The organism is Paracidovorax konjaci (genome assembly GCF_900112675.1).
In the GTDB taxonomy this organism is placed as follows: domain Bacteria; phylum Pseudomonadota; class Gammaproteobacteria; order Burkholderiales; family Burkholderiaceae_C; genus Paracidovorax; species Paracidovorax konjaci.
On record NZ_FOMQ01000007.1, the window covers coordinates 248539 to 267288 of the forward strand.

The window sequence follows — 18750 nt, forward strand, 5'->3', positions numbered from 1 at the left end:
CCGGGGAAAACCCTTCCCCGGGACAAACCCTGCCCCCCGCGAGCGCCGGAGACGGCGCGGCGCGGCGAGAGCCGCACGGCCGCTCAGGGCGCCGCCGTCGGAATCCCCGAGGGCAGGCCCGCCACCGCGTCCCAGCGCGGCCCGTCGAACCAGGGATCGCCCTCCAGGCAGGCGCGCAGCATGGGCAGGCCGTCCAGGCCCCAGAACACCCGCCCGTCCACCGCGAACGCCGGCACGCCGAACACGCCCTGGGCGGCCGCGGCATCGGTGTTGGCGCGCAGCAGCGCCTTGGCGCGGGCACCGGGCGCGGCGCCGGGTTCCTCCGGGAGAACCTGCGGCGCGAGGGCCGCGGCCAGGCGCTCCAGGCGCCCGGGGTCGAGCGCGTCGCCACCGCCCTGCCAGACATGGCGCAGCACCGTGCCGGCCACGAAACGGTTGATGGCGCCGTCCGGGCTGCAGGCCAGGGACTGGCGCAGCAGCGGCAGGGGGTTGAACGGGTGGTGCGCGGGCATGTCGAGGCCGGTGCCCAGCGCGTGCCCCAGCCATTCGGCATGGCGGTAGGTCCAGTCGCGCTTGGGCGCGATGCCGGCCGGGCCCGGGTTGCCGTGCCGCTGCAGCAGCGCGCCCAGCAGCACGGGCCGGTACTCGACCGAGTGGCTCACGCCTTCGAGCACCTGCGGCAGGCGCTCGAAGGCCAGCCAGGCGTAGGGCGAGACGAAGTCCAGATAGAAAACGATGTGCTTCATGGCGAATCCATCTCCTCGAAACGGCTGCGGAAAGAATCTCCGGTGCTGCCGGCACGGGCGCTCCTCAGGGCCCCGCGGCGATGCCTTCCAGGCCTGCGCGGTGCAGCAGCGCCGCCCAGATGGCGCGGCGCTGCGCCGGGCCGGCCGACGACCAGTCGCGGATGTCATCCAGCGTGCGGAAGCAGCCTTCGCAGTGGCCCCCGCTCGCATCCAGGCGGCAGACGCCGATGCACGGCGACGGCGGCGGCGCGCTGCAATCGGCATCGAACAGGCCGGATGCCGCCGATTCCATTGCCTTTTTTGCTATTAATTCAATAGCATTCATGCGATCGCGGGCGGTTGGACCACGTCCACCACCGGGGCGCCCGTGAGCGCCTCCAGGTCCTGCGGCCGCAACGGGAAGACGCCGTTCGGGTGGCCCGCGGCGGCCCAGATCTCCGCGAAGCGGAACAGCTCGCGGTCGATCAGCGTCACGGGCGGCGTGGCATGGGCGACGGGCGAGACGCCGCCGATCGAGAAGCCGGTGCGCGCCTTCACGAAATCGGCATCGGCGCGGCCGACCTTGCCGACGTGCGACTCCACCTTCTTCTCGTCCACGCGGCGGTCGCCGGAGGTGACCACCAGCACGGCCACGTCGTCGCTCTTGCGGCGGAAGATGATGCTCTTGGCGATCTGGCCGACGGCGATGCCGAGCGCGTCCGCGGCCTCCTGCGCGGTGCGCGCGGAGTTGTCCAGCATGCGCGGGGCATGCGGATGGCCCTTGGACTGCAAGGCAGCGGCCACGCGCTGCACGCCTTCGGGCAGGGATTGAAGTTCGGCGCCACACATGAGCTGCGGTCTCCTGGAATGCGATGGACGAAGCGCCGGATTGTGCCGCGCCCCGCCCGCGCGCACCTCTGCCGGCGCGCTTCAGCCGGCGCGCTTGTTGAGCAACGCGGTGGCCGCGCGCGAATTCGGCTTGCGGCCGAGGAAATCGCTGATGTAGGCGCCGGCATCGACCAGCGCATCCAGGTCGATGCCCGTCTCGATGCCCATGCCGTGCAGCATGTAGACCACGTCTTCCGTGGCCACGTTGCCCGTGGCGCCCTTGGCGTACGGGCAGCCGCCCAGGCCGGCGACGGAGGTGTCGAACTGCCACACACCCACCTCCAGCGCCGCGAGCGTGTTGGCGAGCGCTTGGCCGTAGGTGTCGTGGAAATGGCCGGACAGGTCGTTCACGGCGTAGTGCGCGAGCGTGGCCTCGATGGCGCGCTGCACCTTGCGCGGCGTACCCACCCCGATGGTGTCGGCCACGCCGATGTGCTGCACGCCGATGCCCTTCATGAGCCCGGCCAGGTAGCCCACGCGCTCGGGCGGCACCTCGCCCTCGTAGGGGCAGCCCACGGTGCAGCTCATCGCGCCACGCACATGGATGCCGGCCGCGCGCGCGGCCTCCACCACGGGGGCGAAGCGCTCGATGCTCTCGGCGATGCTGCAGTTGATGTTCTTCTGGCTGAACGCCTCGCTGGCCGATCCGAACACCACGATCTCGTCGGGCCGGTCCTGCACGGCGGCCTCGTAGCCCTTGAGGTTGGGCGTGAGCACCGAATAGCGCACGCCCGGCCGCCGTTCGATGCCGGCCATGACCTCGTGGTTGTCGGCCATCTGCGGCACCCACTTGGGCGAGACATAGCTCGTCACCTCGATCTCGGTCAGGCCGGCCGCCTGCAGCCGGTGCACGAGGCCGATCTTGACGCTGGCCGGCACAGGGGACTTCTCGTTCTGCAGCCCGTCGCGCGGGCCGACGTCCACGAGCTTGGCGCGGGTGGGAAGGGAGGACATGGGCAGGTTCCTGAAAAGGGTTCGTGGAGGGAGCAAAGCGGCGTCAATAGCCCCGCGCGGGATCGACCTCGCCCGCCACGGACGGCGCGCCCTGCCGCAGCGCATCGATCTTGCGCGCGATCTGGGCGATGCTTTCGGCGCGCAGCGTACGGGCCGAGGTGTGCGGCGTCACGGTGATGCGCGGGTGGCCCCAGAAAGGGTGGCCAGCCGGCAGCGGCTCGGTGCGGAACACGTCCAGCGTGGCGCCCGCGAGGTGGCCGCTCTCGATCAGCGCGAGCAGGTCGTCCTCCACGAGGTGCGCGCCGCGCGCCACGTTGACCACGTAGCCGCCGGGCTGCAGGCGCGAGAGCGTCTCGCGGCGCAGGATGTCCGTGGTGTCCGGCGTGAGGGGCAACAGGTTGACCAGCACGCGGCTCGCGCCCAGGAATGCCTGCAGCCCGTCGGCGCCGTGGAAGGTGCGCACGCCGTCCACCGTCTTGGGCGAACGGCTCCAGCCCTGCACGGGGAATTCGAAGTGCGCGAGCGCGCGCGCCACGCGCTCGCCCAGCACGCCCAGGCCCATCACGCCGACGGGGAAATCCTGGCGCAGCCGCGGCTTGCGGAAAGCCCAGCGGCCCTCGCGCTCGGCGGCCTCGTACGCGTCGAACTCACGGAAGTGGCGGACCACCGCATGGCAGACGTACTCGGCCATCTGCACGGCCATGCCGGCATCGTCGAGCCGCACGACGCGGCAGCCCGGCGGAATGCGCAGCTTCAGCAACGCATCCACGCCCGCGCCGATGTTGAAGAGCGCGCGCAGCCGCGGCTGCTCGTCCAGGAACTGCTGGGGCGGGGCCCAGACCACGGCGTATTCGGCCTGCGGGGCGCCGGGCTCCCAGACGGTGACGCGCGCACCGGGCAGCGCGGCGTGCAGGCCCTCCAGCCAGGCGGCGGGAGGCGTATCGGTACAGCAAAAGAGGATGTCGGTCATGCCGCCGAGCCTATCGCAGCGCGGGGGCGCGACGCTGTCGCGCGGGCTGCATCCGGGCGCTGCCGCGTCATGCGGCCGCCGCGAGGCGCAGCAGTTCCGCGCCCTCGGTCACCTGGTCGCCGGGGGCATAGAGCAGCTCCTCCACCGTGCCGTCGGCCGGCGCGGCGATGGTGTGCTCCATCTTCATGGCCTCCATCACGGCGAGTGCCTGGCCCTTGGCCACGCGGTCGCCCGCGCGCACTGCGAAGGCCACCACCTTGCCGGGCATCGGGGCCGTGAGGCGGCCGCCCTCGGCCTGGGTTTCGCCCGCGTGGGCGAGCCGGTCGAGCACGATGAGCTGGGCCGCGCCGCGCGGGGTGAACACGTGGCGCGATTCGCCGCGTGCATACACCCGGGCACGCGTGCGCTCGCCCCCGAAGGCAAGGTCGATGTCCTCGCCGCCCCGGGCCGGCGAGAACACCAGCGGGCCTTCGGCCAGCACGGCGCCGCCGGCTTCCACCTGCAGCACCGGCGTGCCGCCGGGCCGGTAGGCCAGTACGGCGGCCGCTGCCTGGCCCGCGCAGTCCACCTCGAAGCGGCGGCGGTTCTCGCCCCAGCCCTGCCAGCCGTCGCGGCGCCCGAAAGGATCGCCGGGCCGCTCGGCGGCGCGTTCGGCCAGCAGCGTGTGCGCCACCGTGGCGGCCAGCGCCAGGGGCAGCGCCACGGGCGCCTGGTGGAAGAGCACGGCCTGCTCGCGCTGGATCAGGGCCGTGTCCAGCCGCGCCTGCGCGAAGGAATCGGTGCGCAGCACGTGGCGCAGGAACTGCACATTGGTCGCCAGCCCCACGATGTGCACGCGGGAGAGCGCCTCGTCCAGCCGCGCCAGCGCCTGCTCGCGCGTGTCGCCGTGCACGATGAGCTTGGCGATCATCGAGTCGTAGTACGGGCTGATCGCATCGCCTTCGCGCACGCCGTCGTCGATGCGCACCGCGCCGCGCTCGAAATGCGTGCACTCCGGCTGGCGGTACACGGCCAGCCGGCCCGTGGCGGGCAGGAACTGGTTGTCGGGGTTCTCCGCGCAGATGCGCGCCTCGATCGCGTGGCCGGTGATGCGCAGTTGCTCCTGCGCGAGCGGCAGCGGCTCGCCAGAGGCCACGCGCAACTGCCATTCCACCAGGTCCTGCCCGGTGATCGCCTCGGTGACGGGGTGCTCGACCTGCAGGCGCGTGTTCATCTCCATGAAGAAGAAATCCATCGCACCGCCCTCGCGCTGCTCGACGATGAATTCCACGGTGCCGGCGCCCACGTAGCCCACGGCGCGCGCGGCGGCCACGGCGGCCTCGCCCATGCGGGCGCGCATCTCGGCGGGCATGCCCGGCGCGGGGGCTTCTTCCAGCACCTTCTGGTGGCGGCGCTGCACGGAGCAGTCGCGCTCGAAGAGGTAGACGCACTGGCCCTTCGTGTCGCCGAACACCTGGATCTCGATGTGGCGCGGGCGCTGAACGTATTTCTCGATCAGCACCGCGTCGTCGCCGAAGCTGTTGATCGCCTCGCGCTTGCACGATTCCAGCGCTGCCGCGAAGTCGGCGGACCGGTCCACCGCGCGCATGCCCTTGCCGCCGCCGCCGGCGCTCGCCTTGATGAGCACGGGGTAGCCGATGCGGTCGGCCTCGCGCTGCAGCAGCGCGGGGTCCTGGTCGGCCCCGTGGTAGCCGGGAACGAGCGGCACGCCGGCCTTCTCCATGAGCTGCTTGGACTCGGCCTTCAGGCCCATCGCCTGGATGGCGGACGGCGGCGGGCCGATGAACACGAGCCCGGCATCCGCGCAGGCCTGCGCGAACTCTTCGTTCTCCGACAGGAAGCCGTAGCCCGGGTGGATGGCCTGTGAGCCCGTGCGGCGGGCGGCGTCGAGGATGCGCTCCCAGCGCAGGTAGCTCTCCTGCGGCGCGCTGCCGCCGATGTGCACCGCTTCGTCGCAGGCGGCCACATGCTGCGCCGAGGCGTCGGCATCGGAATACACGGCCACGGTCTTCACGCCCATGCGGCGCGCGGTGGCCGCCACGCGGCAGGCAATCTCTCCACGGTTGGCGATCAGGATCTTGTCGAACATCGTTGTCTCACTCCAAAAGCGGGCGTGCCCGCGCTCATCGTCGGAAAGGAAGGAACGCCGGCCTCAGGCCGCGCCCGCGGGCCGGGAAAAGAATGCCGACAGCCGCCGCAGCACGGCGCGCAGGAATTTCAGCAGCAGCACGAGCACAAGGACCGACACCGCCACCATGAACACCAGCGCGATGCCGAAGGCCACGGGATGCTGGGTGGCCATCCAGACCACCGCCACCACGAGCCCGTCCTCGAAGAACGACAGCAGCCAGTTGGACACGGGCTCGGGCGAGGTGTTGGCGGCGGCGCGCGTGGTCATCTTGGTGGCGAGCGCCGTGGCCGAGAGCGATCCGCCCATGAGCCCCGCCGCCAGCGCCATCGCGCCGTTGTCGGCGCCGAACACGCCCGCGGCCAGCAGCGCACCGGCGGGCACGCGGATCGCGGCATGGGCCGCGTCCCAGAGGCTGTCGAACCACGGCACCTTGTCGGCGATGAACTCCACGCACAGCAGCAGCCCGCTCACCAGCAGCACGGCCGGGTGCTGCAGCAGCCGCAGCCCCTCGGGCAGCGCGAGCCAGCCGCCCGCGCCCATCGCGCCCACGAGGAACACGACGGCATAGAGCCGGAAGCCGCTCGCCCAGCCGAGCGCCGCGGCCAGCGCCAGCAGGCCCGGCATGTCGAGCGCGCCCGTGGCGCGGCGGGCCTGCTCGGCCACGTCCTGCGCCGTGCCCGCATCGATGTGCAGGCCCACGGCGTGCAGCCACTGGACGATGTTCAGCCAAAGAGCATCCATGGAGCGGTGGCGCGCGGCCCCTCGTCAGTCCTGGCGCGGCAGCCACGCGGGCTTGCGCTTTTCCAGGAAGGCCTGCACGCCCTCGCGCCCCTCGGCACCCGCGCGGATGTCGGCGATGGACTCCACCGTGGAGGCGATGAGCGCCTCGTCGATGGGCCGCGCGGCGATGTCGCGCACCAGCGCCTTGCCCGCCGCCACGGCCTGGGGGCCCGCCGCGGCGATGGCCTGCAGCACGGCGTCGAGCTTTTCGTCGAGCAGTTCGAAATCGACCACCTCGTGCACCAGCCCGATCCGCAGCGCCTCCAGGGCGCCGAAGCGCTCACCGGTGATGAAGTAGCGCCGCGCCGCGCGCTCGCCCATGGCACGCACCACGTAGGGGCCGATGGTGGCCGGGATGAGCCCCAGGCGCACCTCGCTCAGGCAGAACGCCGCCGTGTCCACCGCCACGGCCACGTCGCAGGCGGCCACGAGGCCCACGCCGCCCGCGTACACATCGCCCTGGATGCGCGCGATGGTGGGCTTGGGGCATTCGTTGATGGTGCGCAGCATGGCGGCGAGCCGGCCCGCGTCCTCGACGTTCTCGGCGCGCGAATAGTCGGCCATGCGGCGCATCCAGTTCAGGTCGGCGCCGGCGCAGAAGGCCGGCCCTTCGGCGGCCAGCACGATGGCGCGCACGCTCTCCTGGCCGCCCAGCGCCCCGAACGCCTCGGTGAGTTCGGCGATGACCTCGTCGCTGAATGCGTTGCGCACCTCGGCGCGCGCCAGGGTGACGCGCGCGACCGTGCCGGCCTGGCGCACGTGCAGATGGCGGTATTGCGTGGTGGTGGTCATGGTGAAGTCCTCCTGGCGTCGGTTGGGAAAGAAAAGCGAGCGGTGCCCCTCACATGCGGAAGATGCCGAATTTCGTGTCCTCGACCGGCGCGTTGCGCGCCGCGGCGAGCCCCAGCGCCAGCACGCGGCGCGTATCGGCAGGGTCGATCACGCCATCGTCCCACAGCCGCGCGGTGGCGTAGTAGGGATGGCCCTGTTCTTCGTACTGGCGGCGGATCGGCGCCTTGAAGGCCTCTTCCTCCTCCAGGCTCCAGGCGGCGCCCTTGGCCTCGATGCCGTCGCGGCGCACGGTGGCCAGCACGCTCGCGGCCTGCTCGCCGCCCATCACGGAGATGCGCGCGTTGGGCCACATCCAGAGGAAGCGCGGCGAATAGGCGCGCCCGCACATGCCGTAGTTGCCGGCGCCGAACGAGCCGCCGATGACGATCGTGAACTTGGGCACCGCCGCGGTGGCCACGGCCGTGACCATCTTGGCGCCATTGCGCGCGATGCCCTCGTTCTCGTACTTGCGCCCCACCATGAAGCCGGTGATGTTCTGCAGGAACACCACCGGGATCTTGCGCTGGCAGCACAGCTCGATGAAGTGCGCGCCCTTCAGGGCGGACTCGGAGAACAGGATGCCGTTGTTGGCGATGATGCCCACGGGCATGCCCTCGATGCGCGCGAAGCCCGTGACCAGCGTGGTGCCATAGCGGGCCTTGAACTCGTCGAACTCGCTGCCGTCCACGATGCGCGCGATGATCTCGCGCACGTCGAAGGGCTTGCGCGTGTCCACGGGGATCACGCCGTACAGTTCTTCCGCTTCAAAAAGAGGAGCATCCGGGCCAATGAATCCGGCGGCATGGGGCCGATTTCTGTTCAAGTTCCGCACCGCGTTGCGTGCGAGCTGCAGCGCGTGCAGGTCGTTCTGCGCCAGGTGGTCGGCCACGCCCGAGAGGCGCGTGTGCACGTCGCCGCCGCCCAGGTCCTCGGCGGTGACGACCTCGCCCGTGGCGGCCTTCACCAGCGGCGGGCCGCCCAGGAAGATGGTGCCCTGCCCCTTCACGATGATGGATTCGTCGCTCATCGCGGGCACGTAGGCGCCGCCCGCGGTGCAGCTGCCCATCACCACGGCGATCTGCGCGATGCCCTGGGCGCTCATTTGCGCCTGGTTGTAGAAGATGCGGCCGAAGTGGTCGCGGTCCGGGAAGACCTCGTCCTGGTTCGGCAGGTTGGCGCCGCCCGAATCGACGAGGTAGATGCACGGCAGCCGGTTCTGCTGCGCGATCTCCTGCGCGCGCAGGTGCTTCTTCACGGTCAAGGGGTAGTAGGTGCCGCCCTTCACCGTGGCGTCGTTGCAGACCACCATGCAGTCCACGCCGCTCACGCGGCCGATGCCGGCGATCAGGCCCGCGCCGGGCGCCTCGTCGCCGTACATGCCGAGCGCGGCGAGCGGTGCGATCTCCAGGAACGGCGAGCCCGGGTCCAGCAGTTCGCGCACGCGGTCGCGCGGCAGCAGCTTGCCGCGCGCCGTGTGCTTGGCGCGGGCGGCTTCGCTGCCGCCCAGGGCCACCTGGGCGGCGCGCTCGCGCAGGTCCTGCACCAGCGTGCGCATCGCGGCGGCATTGGCCTGGAAATCGGCCGAGCGGGAATTGAGGCGGGATTCGAGAATCATGGTGGGCGGGGGAGGAAGGTCTCGGGGGTCGGGTTCAGGCGGTGGCGCGCTCGGCCAGGCCCAGCTGCTCTTTCATCGCGTCGCGGATCCTGAATTTCTGGATCTTGCCGGTCACGGTCATCGGGAATTCGGTGACGAAGCGGATGTATCTGGGCACCTTGTAATGCGCGATCTGCCCCTGGCAGAAGGCGCGTACGCCGTCCTCCGTGAGGGGCTCGCCGGGCCGGGCGATGATCCAGGCGCACAGTTCCTCGCCGTATTTCTCGTCGGGCACGCCCACCACCTGCACGTCCTGCACCTGGGGGTGGCGGTAGAGGAATTCCTCGATCTCGCGCGGGTAGATGTTCTCGCCGCCGCGGATCACCATGTCCTTGATGCGGCCCACGATGTTCACGTAGCCCTCGGCGTCCATGGTGGCGAGGTCGCCGGTGTGCATCCAGCCGCCATCGTCGATGGCCTCGCGCGTCTTCTCGGGGTCACCCCAGTAGCTGTGCATGACCGAATAGCCGCGCGTGCACAGTTCACCCGACTGCCCGCGCGGCACGGGCTGGCCGGACTCGGTGTCGATGATCTTCACCTCCAGGTGCGGCTGCACCTGCCCGACGGTGGCCACGCGCTTGTCCAGCGGCGTGTCCGTGCTGCTCTGGCAGCTCACGGGGCTGGTCTCGGTCATGCCGTAGGCGATGGTGATCTCCGCGAGGTGCATGTCGCTCACCACGCGCTTCATCACCTCGATGGGGCACGGCGAGCCGGCCATGATGCCGGTGCGCAGCGTGGAGAGGTCGAACTCCGCGAAGCGCGGGTGCTGCAGCTCGGCGATGAACATGGTCGGCACGCCGTGCAGCCCCGTGCAGCGCTCGGCCTGCACGGCCTCCAGCACCGCCAGCGGGTCGAAGCCGTCGCTGGGGTACACGATGGTGCTGCCGTGCGTCACGCAGGCCAGGTTGCCGAGCACCATGCCGAAGCAGTGGTAGAGCGGCACGGGAATGCACAGCCGGTCTTCGGGCGTGAGGCGCATGCACTCGCCGATGAAGAAGCCGTTGTTGAGGATGTTGCGGTGCGTGAGCGTGGCGCCCTTCGGAAAGCCCGTGGTGCCGCTCGTGAACTGGATGTTGATGGGGTCGTGCGCATCCAGCGTGGCGGCCACGGCATCGATGCGGGCGTCCTGCGCGTCGCCGCGCGCGACCAGTTCCGAGAAGCGCAGCAGGCCGGGCTCGTCGGTACTTTCCTGGCCCGGCGCGTCGATCCACACCACCGTGCGCAGGTGCGGCAGGCGGCGCGCGGCCAGTTGCCCGGGCGGCTGGTCCGCCCATTCGGGGGCCAGTTCGCGCAGCATGCCGAGGTAGTCGCTGGTCTTGAAGCGCGCCATGGCGACCAGCGCCTTGCAGCCCACCTTGTTCAGCGCGTACTCGACCTCGGCCGTGCGGTAGGCCGGATTGATGTTCACGAGCACCAGGCCCACTTGCGCCGTCGCGAACTGCATGAGCACCCACTCGGCGTTGTTGTGCGACCAGATGCCGACGCGGTCGCCCTTCCGCAGCCCCAGGCCCAGCAGCGCGCTGGCGAGGCGCCGCGACGCGGCGTGCAGCTCGGCATAGGTGAAGCGCAGGCCCTGGTGCCGGCTCACGAGGGCCTCGCGGCCGGGTTCGCGCGCGGCCATGCCGGCGAAGAAGGCGCCCAGCGTCTGCTCGATCAGCGGAACGCCGGTGGCGCCCCGGGCGTGGCTGACGGCGGCGGACAGCGGGGACGGATCGGGGGATGCGGTCACGGCGTTTGTCTCCTGGGCTGGCGTCTCTGCGGACTGTGGGACCGCGCCCGGCCGGTGGGCACGGCATCTCGCCACAGCATACGCCGCTGCCCGCGCGCCCGGGCCACCGATCGGGCCACCCAGGTTGCAAATCGCGCCACACCCCGCCACACTGCCCGGCATGCCATCGCCACCGCCCTCGCCATCGACCACCGCCACTGCGGCCCACGCCGGCCGGACACCCGGCGCCGCCCTTCCCGCCCGCACTCCCGTGGCCGCCACGCCGATGGCCTTCGTCCGCGCCATCGTCCATGCCTACGCGCAGCGCGGGCTGGACCCCACCCGCGCGCTGGCAGCGGCACAAATCGCGCCAGGATCCGTGAAGGATCCGCACGCGCGCATCACGGCGCTGCAGATGGAGGCCCTGTCGGCCGCCGCCATGCGCGAGCTCGACGACGAGGCCCTGGGCTGGTTCTCGCGCCGCCTGCCCTGGGGCAGCTACGGCATGCTGGCGCGGGCGTCGATCAGCGCGCCCACGCTGGGCCTGGCACTGCGGCGCTGGTGCCGCCACCATGCGCTGCTGGCGGACGACATCGGGCTGCACCTGGACACCGATGGCGGCGTCGCCACGCTCTCGCTGTCCGAGCACCGCGACCTGGGCGCGCTGCGCGAGTTCTGCACGGTCTCGGTGCTGCGCAACGCGCTCGGGCTGTCGTGCTGGTTCATCGATTCGCGGCTGCCGCTGCTGGACACCGCGTTCCCGTTCGCCGCGCCCCCGCATGCAGCGGTCTACGCACTGCTCTTCGGTGCGGAGCCGCGCTTCGGCGCACCGCGCGCGGCCCTGCGGTTCGACGCGCGCTACCTGGCCCTGCCCCTGCGGCGCGACGAGGCGGCGCTGCAGCAGATGCTGCAGCGCGCCCTGCCCCTCACCGTGCGCCAATACCGCCGCGACCGGCTGCTGGCGCAGCGCGTGCGCCAGGCCCTGGCCCAGGCCCCCGAGCAGGCCTGCAGCGCCGATTCGCTGGCGGCGCAACTGCACGTGTCGGCGCGCACGCTGCACCGCCAGCTCAAGGAGGAAGGCGCCTCGCTGCAGTCATTGAAGGACGAGGCGCGCCAGCAGCGCGCGCGCGACCTGCTGCACCGCACCGACCGGCCCATCAAGCAGGTGGCGGAGGCCGCCGGCTTCGCGAGCGAGAAGAGCTTCATGCGGGCCTTCCGGCACTGGACGGGGCTGTCGCCCACCGACTACCGGCGCCGGCAGCGGGCGGGCGCCGTGGCCGCGCCACTGCCGCCCCCGCCCCTCACAGGCCGTAGCAGCGCCTGAGGCCGTCGAACCGGTAATAGTGGCTACCGCCGGCATAGCGCGCGGCCTCGCAGTCGCCGGGGAAATCCACTTCCTGCTCGTTGAACAGCATCTTCACGAGCACCGTGCCGCGGCCATCGCGCACCACGTCCCACTGCACGTTGGTGGCCATGGGCGAAACGTCCTCGCCGCGCCAGGGATTGTTGGCATACGAATAGGTCTGGGCGCGCGGCACCGGCGTGGAGGCATCGCGCAGGCCCAGCCGCACGATGAAGGGGATCATCACCTCGGCATGCGTGAAGCGCAGGCGCGCCACACGCTCCATGCGGCCCTGCGCGATGCGGCCCACCTCGTCGAAGAAGTCCTGCAGCAGCGCCTGAGTGAAGCGCGTGGTGATGCCGCCGTATTCGCTGGCGGCGGGGCCCTTGCCGTAGAAGTCGTCGATGTCCTGCAGGTAGGCGAAGGTCGGTGCGTACTCCGCGGGCAGGTATGCGTCGAGGCTGACGCCGCCGGTCTCCTGACGCAGGCCGGGGGCGATGATGTAGAGCTCGTAGAGCAGCGCCGCGGCATCCACCGCGCTCTGGACCTTCGTCTTGCCGTCGCCCGTGAGCGTGCTCGTGAAGCGGCCGTCGGCACTGGCGAACGTGCGCGTGCCGTTGTTGGCGAAGGCGTAGGTTCCCGCATCGAGCTTGTCGAGGAAGGCCGGGATGAAGAGCCGCTCCAGCACGGCACGGGCACGGCTGCGCACCTCGGGCGCGGCGCGCGCCGCGGCCACCTTGGCGGCGGCCTCGGCGCCGAAGCCCGCGGCATCCTTGCCGGCCGCGTAGCGCTGGTAGTCCAGGCTGGCCGCGAGCACCGCCGCACGCACGCTGGCGGCGTCCGCCACCGCATCGGTGGTGGCGGACAGCTTGTGGGGATAGAGCTGGAAGCGGTCCACCACCGCCGGCGCGATGGCCCCCGCCACGGCCGGGGCGGACGCCGCCAGCGACGCTGCGAAGAACTGCGAGCTGTCCACCGCCCGGTCCTGCCCGGAATGCAGCACCTCCACCTGCCGCGGCCGGCCCTCGAAGGTCTGCCCGGCGAACAGCTCCGCATCGCGCTGCGCGAGCCGTGCGGCGAGCTGGCGGTGCTCGGCGATGCCCACCTGCGTGAGGTTGCCGTAGCCCGGCGTGCCGATGCCCGCGACGCCCCAGCCGAGCACGAAATTGGCCCGCATGATCTTCTCCACGTCGGGCCCGAGCTGGCGGCCCAGCGCGGTGAGGGCCCCATCGGCCTGGGCGCGCGTCCACAGGTTGAGCACGGCATCGTCGTACTTCATGCTCGAGAGCCCCCGCGTGCCGTGGCGGGCCACCAGCCCGGCGTAGACCTTGGCGAAGCCCGCGGGCGGTGCCTCGTAGCTGTCCACCGTCTGGCGGGGCCGGTAGGCGGTTTTGGTGGCGTAGTCGCCGGCAGGCGCCGGGGACACGCTGCTTTCGCCCCCGCCACAGGCGGCCAGGGCGAGGGCCAGCAGCGGCAAGGCCCAGCGGAAGGAAACGGCAGGGAATGGCATGGAGCAACTGATCAAAGTGGCAAAGCCGGCAAGGCTATGCAGCCATTGCGACAGCGGCATGACACACGGCACCTGCCCACGCCCGGGCCAGGCAGGCGCCTAGACCGAGGCGAGCAGCGCCGGCAGCGCGTCCATCGAACCGATGACCGCCACCGCGCCCGCCGCGCGCAGTGCCTGGGCCGGGTCGTGTCCCCAGGCCGTCGGGCTGTAGCCCACCACCGTGGCGCCGGCAGCCACGCCGGCGGTGACGCCGGTCACCGTGTCCTCCACGACCAGGCAGCGCCCGGGCGGCACGCCGAGCGCGGCGGCCGCGGCCAGGTACACGTCGGGCGCGGGCTTGGTGCGGGGCATCTCGTGCCCGCTGAAGACGCGGCCCTCGAAGAGCGGCTGCAGGCCCACCTTGGCCAGTTGCAGCTCCACCTTGTGGCGGTCGGCGCCCGAGGCGCAGGCGATGCGCCCCGCGGTGCGCGCGTGCGCGGCTTCCACCGCCCGCAGCGCCCCGGGAATGGCCTCCAGGTCGGCAGCGAGCGCAGCATTGCGGCGCTCGTAGAACACCGCCATCCAGGCATCGGTGAGCGGGCGCCCCGTGTGGGCTTCGATGCGGGCCGCCTCGCTGCGCACGGCCTTGCCGATGAAGATGCGCATGCATTCTTCCATCGTGAGGCGCCAGCCCGCCTCCTCCAGCATGGCGCGCAGCACGCGGTGGGTGATGGGCTCGCTGTCCACCAGCACGCCGTCGCAGTCGAAGAGCACGGCGTCGAAGGGGGGCAACGGTGTGCCGGCAGGCGGCACAGAAGTCAGGGGATCGGTGATGGGCATGGAGGGAACGGGCCCGCAAGCCAGACAGGCGGGCAGGAAGACGGCGCACGGCGCGCAAAAAAGAGCGGCGCCCGGGAGGAACGCCGCCAAAGCACGCTCGAATCTACTGCATGCGGGCCCCGGGTGGCCGGGGCCGATCCGTCGCTCCCCACCTGTGCACGGGGCCATGGCCCGCACCCAGGCACCTCTCGGTGCGTGTTCCGCCGCGGCCCTGCATGGAAACGCAAACGGAAGAAACAAAACGCAGCGCACGAGCCCCCGCACGGACCGCTGGCCGCCGGAACGGGCGGGCCGCGCGTGGCCCGGGCGCTGCAGGCGCCCGGCACGGCCTGCTGCCGAACGGCCGACGGGACGGGCGGCGAAACCGCCCCCCGCGGGGGAATGGGGGCATTGTCGGCAGGGCCGCCGGGTTCCCCTACCCCACCACGGTGGGGTTTTTGTTACGGAGCCGGCCCCGCGCGTGGCGTAGGCTCGCGGCTACGGTCGGGTTGCTGCAAGGCCCCGGCCGACCGAACCACCGACGGAAGCCTTCGTGTCCTTTTTCCCTGATCCCGGCGCACCGCCGCATACGCACTATGGCCTCGTGGTGGACGACCATCCGCTGGTCGCTCACGGCATGACCGAATTCCTCCGCCTGCACCCGCAGTTGGGCGCGGCCCACCACGCGCACAGCATGCCGGAGGCCTTGCGGGCCATCGCCCGCCATGGCCCGCCCGCCGTGGCCCTGGTGGACTTCTGGCTCGCCGACGGCGCCACGGCGCCGTTCATCCGCGACCTGCTCGCCATGGCACCGCAGGCGCGCGTGCTGGTGATGAGCGGCGATGACCACCCGGCCATCGCCTTCAAGGCACGCTCCAGCGGGGCGCACGGCTTCATCCACAAGCAGGAGGCGCCGGATGCGTTCTCCGCCGCCGTGGCGGCCGTGCTCGGCGGCGCGTCGTGGTTCGGCCCGCCGGCGCTGACCGCGGCCGGCACCGTGCCGCCCTCCGCAAGCGCTTTCCTCTCGCGCGAGGTACCGCTGTCCCCCACCGAACTCGGGCTCACGCCGCGCCAGGGGCAGATCCTGGCCATGGTGCTTGAAGGGCAGCCGAACAAGCCCATCGCCAGCGCCCTGCACGTGTCGGAGCACACCGTGAAGGAGCACATCACGGCCATCCTGCAGAAGCTGGGCGCGCGCAACCGCGTGGAGGCGATCGCCAAGCTGCGCGGCGTGCGACTGGAAATGCCGCCGGCCCCGCTGGCGCGCTGACGGCGGCGCACTGGCCGCCAGCGCCGCGCTTGCGGTGCCGCCCGGCGCGCGTGCAGTTCAGCGGCCGGCCGCGCCCAGCCAGCGGGACAGCACGGCGTGCAGCGCCTCGGGCGCGAGCGGCTTGCGGAACACGAGGTAGCCCTCTTCCTCGGCCTGCACCAGCGCGGTCGCGTCGTGCTCGCCGCTCACGATGGCACCGCGCGCGGCGGGACAGCGCTGCAGCAGCTCCTGCAGCACCGCGAAGCCGCTCTGGCCGGCGCCCAGGCGCTCGTCGCACAGCACGGCATCGGGCACGCAGCCCGCGGCGACGCACGCCAGGGCCTGCGACGCCGTCGCGGCCACTTCCACGCGCACACCCCACGACTGCAGCAGATCCGCCACGGCGCGCGCCACCTGCGGGTCGTCTTCCACCAGCAGGCAGGTGCCCGCCAACGAGGCCAGCCGCTCCTGCCACGGTGCGCGCGGCGCCACGGCCGGCGCGGCGGCCCCGTGCGGCGCGGCGGCGGCGCCGTGCGCGGCTTCGAGCGTGAGCCAGAAGCACGATCCCCGGCCCGGTACCGACTCGAAGCCATAGTCCGCGCCGATCAACCGCGCCGACCGCGCCACCACCGACAGCCCCAGGCCGTGCCCTGCCACCTCCTGCGTCCAGCGCGTGCCCCCGCGGTAGAACGGTGCGTAGATGCGGTGCTGGTCCTCCAGCGGCACGCCTGCACCGGTGTCCCAGACCTCGACGCGCCAGGCGCCGCCGCGCCACCGCACGCCGATCAGCACGCCGCCCGAGCGCGTGTAGCGCAGCGCGTTCTGCACGAGGTTGAACACCATCTGCCGCAGCAGAGCGGCATCGGCGTACACGGCGGCATGGCGGCGGCGCGGCAGTGCGATCCGCAGCCGCAGGCCGCGCTGCAGCGCATCGGGGCCGAACACCGTCGCCACGTCGCCGAACACCGCGGCCAGGGGCACTTCCTCGCGCCGCACGTCGTAGGTGCCCGACTCCAGCCGGGAGAGATCGAGCAGCGCGTTGAAGAGGAAGGTGAGCGACCGCGCGCAGTCCTGGATGCCGTCCAGCACCGGCGCCAGCCGCGCATCGCCATTGCGCTGCAGCGCGGTCTCCACCAGCAGGCCCATCGCGTGCAGCGGCTGGCGCAGGTCGTGGCTGGCGGTGGAGAGGAACCGGTTCTTCTCTTCCAGCGCGCGCTCGGCTTCCTCCTTCGCCGCGAGGTAGCGCTCGGCCAGCAGCAGGCGCTGGCGCTCCATCTCCACCTGCTGCACGGCGAAGCGCCGCGAGCCCCAGGCGTGCCGCGAGATGACGCCGCCATAGAGCGCCACCAGCGCGAGCATGGCCTCCCAGCGCTCGGGGAAGTACCAGACCACCGCGCCCAGCGTCGGCCCATAGATGGCCGCGAAGAACGGAAGGAACACGCGGGGCATCGGCGCCAGGAAGGTCGTGCCCGAGGCGGTCACCGCGCAGACGACCAGGTACACCATGAGCCGGAACTCCTGCGGCGCCCCGTGCGTGAGCACGATGGGCACGGCCCAGAGCAGGCCGTCCCCCGCCGCCAGCACCTGGAAGATCCGCTCCCAGCGCGGCACCACCACGGCGTCGGGCAGCGCGGCATCGCGCAGGAAACGCCGCTGCATCGTCCACAGCACGCCCGCGAAGAGCAGGAAGACGCCCCACCACGCGAGCATCGGGCCGGGCGCCGCGCCGCTGCGCGCGTGCATCCAGGTCAACACGCCCGGAATGACGATCGCGGGGATCTCCGAGGCACCGCTGCGCGATGCCAGCGAATGCATGAGCCGGCGGTGCACCGCCAGATCGAGCCCCGCGCTGGTCGCATCGGCATTGGCGGCGGGCTCGGTGTGCCACGCATCGGGGTAGCGGCTGTCGGGAGCGGTCGGCATCGTGGCGGCAGGCGTGGGGAAGGGACGGTCAGGGAACGAAGGCGGGAAGGGAGCGGACCACCGGGACGGGCATCAGCGGGCTGCCGTCAGCCGCGCGGGAACTCGCCGTCCACGTAGAACCAGCGGCCACCCTCGCGCACGAAGCGGCTGCGCTCGTGCAGGCGGTGCGCGCGGCCGCCGGCGTCGCGCTGGCGGGCCACGAACTCCACCTCGGCACGGTCCGGGCCGGTGGTGCGGTGGCTGCGTACGTCGAGGCCGAGCCAGCGCACGCCGGGTTCGAACGCCACCGAGTCGGGGCGGTGCTCCGGCGCCCAGGTGGCGCGCAGGTAGCCGGCGTCGCCGCGCACGAAGGCGGTGTAGCGCGACCGCATCAGGCTTTCGGCATCGGGCGCGGGCGATGTGTCCCAGTGGTCCAGGTAGCGCCCGCAGCACTGCGCGTACGGCAGCGGCGCGCGCCCGCTGGAAAGCCGCCCGCAGGGGCAGAGGGAAGCGCTGGAGGGAGAGGGAGGCGGCACGGCCAGTCGTCGTCGGCGTTGGAGCGGGTCCGCATTCTTGCAGATGCTCCGCTGGTGGCACACTCGCGGCCGGTGCGGCGCGATGGCCGCGCCGTTTCTTCTTCTTCCGGGAGATCGACGATGTGGGCCCTGAGCGTGCCTTGGTGGGAATTCATCCTGCGCGGCGTGGTGGTGTATGCGTTCCTGCTGGTGTTCCTGCGCCTCACGGGCAAGCGGCAGACGGGGCAGTTCGCGCCGTTCGACCTCGTGCTGCTGCTGATCCTCTCGAATGCCGTGCAGAACTCGATGAACGCGGGCGACAACTCGCTGGTCGGCGGACTGCTCTCGGCCGCCACCCTCATCGGCTGCCACGTGGTGCTGGCGCGGCTCACCTTCCGCTTCCCCCGCCTGGCGCACCTGGTGGACGGCCGCCCGCAGACGCTGGTCGACCAGGGCCGCGTGGACCGCCACCTCATGCGGCGCGAACTGCTCTCGGCCGAAGACCTCGCCGCCGCGCTGCGCGCCGGCGGCTGCCTGCACCTGCACGAGGTGGAGCGGGCCACCATCGAGACCAACGGACAGATCACCGTGGTGCTGCGCGAGCGCGACAGCGCAGGCGGCGGCACTGCCGACCGGACCTGAGCGCCACCCGGGCCTGGGGTGTTTCATGCCCCATGCCGCCGGATCCATTGAATAGTTTGCTATTATTTATATAGCAAACTATTTCCCGACCCCTGCGCTGCTTTTCCCTTTCCGGAGCCCGCACCGCCGCGCTCCCAGCCCCCATCCATCC

17 protein-coding genes are annotated in these 18750 nt (G+C 71.9%); 3 read left to right on the top strand and 14 right to left on the bottom strand.

The window, feature by feature from the left end:
- Window positions 1–83 precede the first annotated feature (83 nt).
- From BM144_RS13130 to BM144_RS13175, 10 genes are all read right to left on the bottom strand, one after another.
- Complete coding sequence (locus tag BM144_RS13130; protein WP_092952922.1) at window positions 84–746, bottom strand: 2-hydroxychromene-2-carboxylate isomerase; 663 nt, start codon at window positions 744–746, stop codon at window positions 84–86.
- A 64-nt stretch (window positions 747–810) separates the two neighbouring features.
- Complete coding sequence (locus tag BM144_RS13135; RefSeq protein WP_092952924.1) at window positions 811–1071, bottom strand: DUF1289 domain-containing protein; 261 nt, start codon at window positions 1069–1071, stop codon at window positions 811–813.
- Complete coding sequence (locus BM144_RS13140; protein WP_092952926.1) at window positions 1068–1574, bottom strand: YbaK/EbsC family protein; 507 nt, start codon at window positions 1572–1574, stop codon at window positions 1068–1070. Before BM144_RS13140 ends, BM144_RS13135 begins: the two co-directional genes overlap by 4 nt.
- An 81-nt stretch (window positions 1575–1655) precedes the next feature.
- Window positions 1656–2567 (bottom strand): hydroxymethylglutaryl-CoA lyase, encoded by a 912-nt coding sequence (locus tag BM144_RS13145; protein ID WP_092952929.1) that lies wholly within the window; start codon window positions 2565–2567, stop codon window positions 1656–1658.
- A gap of 43 nt (window positions 2568–2610) precedes the next feature.
- Window positions 2611–3537, bottom strand: a complete 927-nt coding sequence (locus BM144_RS13150; RefSeq protein ID WP_092952931.1) for a 2-hydroxyacid dehydrogenase — start codon at window positions 3535–3537, stop codon at window positions 2611–2613.
- Between the two features lie 67 nt (window positions 3538–3604).
- Window positions 3605–5626: an acetyl-CoA carboxylase biotin carboxylase subunit gene (locus BM144_RS13155; protein ID WP_092952933.1), complete on the bottom strand. Its 2022-nt coding sequence runs from the start codon at window positions 5624–5626 to the stop codon at window positions 3605–3607.
- A gap of 63 nt (window positions 5627–5689) precedes the next feature.
- Window positions 5690–6409, bottom strand: coding sequence for a DUF4126 domain-containing protein (locus BM144_RS13160; protein ID WP_092952935.1), 720 nt, complete (start codon window positions 6407–6409; stop codon window positions 5690–5692).
- Window positions 6410–6433: 24 nt separating this feature from the next.
- Complete coding sequence (locus BM144_RS13165) at window positions 6434–7240, bottom strand: enoyl-CoA hydratase/isomerase family protein (protein WP_092952937.1); 807 nt, start codon at window positions 7238–7240, stop codon at window positions 6434–6436.
- Window positions 7241–7289: 49 nt separating this feature from the next.
- On the bottom strand, window positions 7290–8894 hold the full coding sequence (locus BM144_RS13170) for a carboxyl transferase domain-containing protein (protein ID WP_092952939.1): 1605 nt from the start codon (window positions 8892–8894) through the stop codon (window positions 7290–7292).
- Between the two features lie 34 nt (window positions 8895–8928).
- Window positions 8929–10662 (bottom strand): AMP-binding protein, encoded by a 1734-nt coding sequence (locus tag BM144_RS13175; protein ID WP_092952941.1) that lies wholly within the window; start codon window positions 10660–10662, stop codon window positions 8929–8931.
- Window positions 10663–10822: 160 nt separating this feature from the next.
- Here BM144_RS13175 and BM144_RS13180 point away from each other — a divergent pair, with 160 nt between their 5' ends.
- Window positions 10823–11965 (top strand): AraC family transcriptional regulator, encoded by a 1143-nt coding sequence (locus BM144_RS13180; RefSeq protein ID WP_092952943.1) that lies wholly within the window; start codon window positions 10823–10825, stop codon window positions 11963–11965.
- On the opposite strand, the gene BM144_RS13185 is transcribed toward BM144_RS13180, so the two are convergent.
- Window positions 11943–13493 (bottom strand): histidine-type phosphatase, encoded by a 1551-nt coding sequence (locus BM144_RS13185; protein ID WP_092952945.1) that lies wholly within the window; start codon window positions 13491–13493, stop codon window positions 11943–11945. The two genes, BM144_RS13180 and BM144_RS13185, sit on opposite strands and share 23 nt — an antisense overlap.
- A gap of 99 nt (window positions 13494–13592) precedes the next feature.
- On the bottom strand, window positions 13593–14312 hold the full coding sequence (locus tag BM144_RS13190) for an HAD family hydrolase (RefSeq protein WP_175526012.1): 720 nt from the start codon (window positions 14310–14312) through the stop codon (window positions 13593–13595).
- A gap of 532 nt (window positions 14313–14844) precedes the next feature.
- Here BM144_RS13190 and BM144_RS13195 point away from each other — a divergent pair.
- Window positions 14845–15561, top strand: a complete 717-nt coding sequence (locus tag BM144_RS13195) for a response regulator transcription factor (protein ID WP_281246089.1) — start codon at window positions 14845–14847, stop codon at window positions 15559–15561.
- 57 nt (window positions 15562–15618) lie between these two features.
- Here the strand turns inward: BM144_RS13195 and BM144_RS13200 are convergent, their stop codons facing one another.
- Both BM144_RS13200 and BM144_RS13205 read right to left on the bottom strand, forming a co-directional pair.
- Complete coding sequence (locus BM144_RS13200) at window positions 15619–17463, bottom strand: hybrid sensor histidine kinase/response regulator (protein ID WP_092952947.1); 1845 nt, start codon at window positions 17461–17463, stop codon at window positions 15619–15621.
- 86 nt (window positions 17464–17549) lie between these two features.
- Window positions 17550–17978: a YchJ family protein gene (locus BM144_RS13205; RefSeq protein WP_092952949.1), complete on the bottom strand. Its 429-nt coding sequence runs from the start codon at window positions 17976–17978 to the stop codon at window positions 17550–17552.
- A gap of 120 nt (window positions 17979–18098) precedes the next feature.
- Between BM144_RS13205 and BM144_RS13210 the strand changes: the two genes are divergently transcribed.
- Complete coding sequence (locus tag BM144_RS13210) at window positions 18099–18599, top strand: DUF421 domain-containing protein (RefSeq protein WP_092952951.1); 501 nt, start codon at window positions 18099–18101, stop codon at window positions 18597–18599.
- Window positions 18600–18750: the final 151 nt, after the last annotated feature.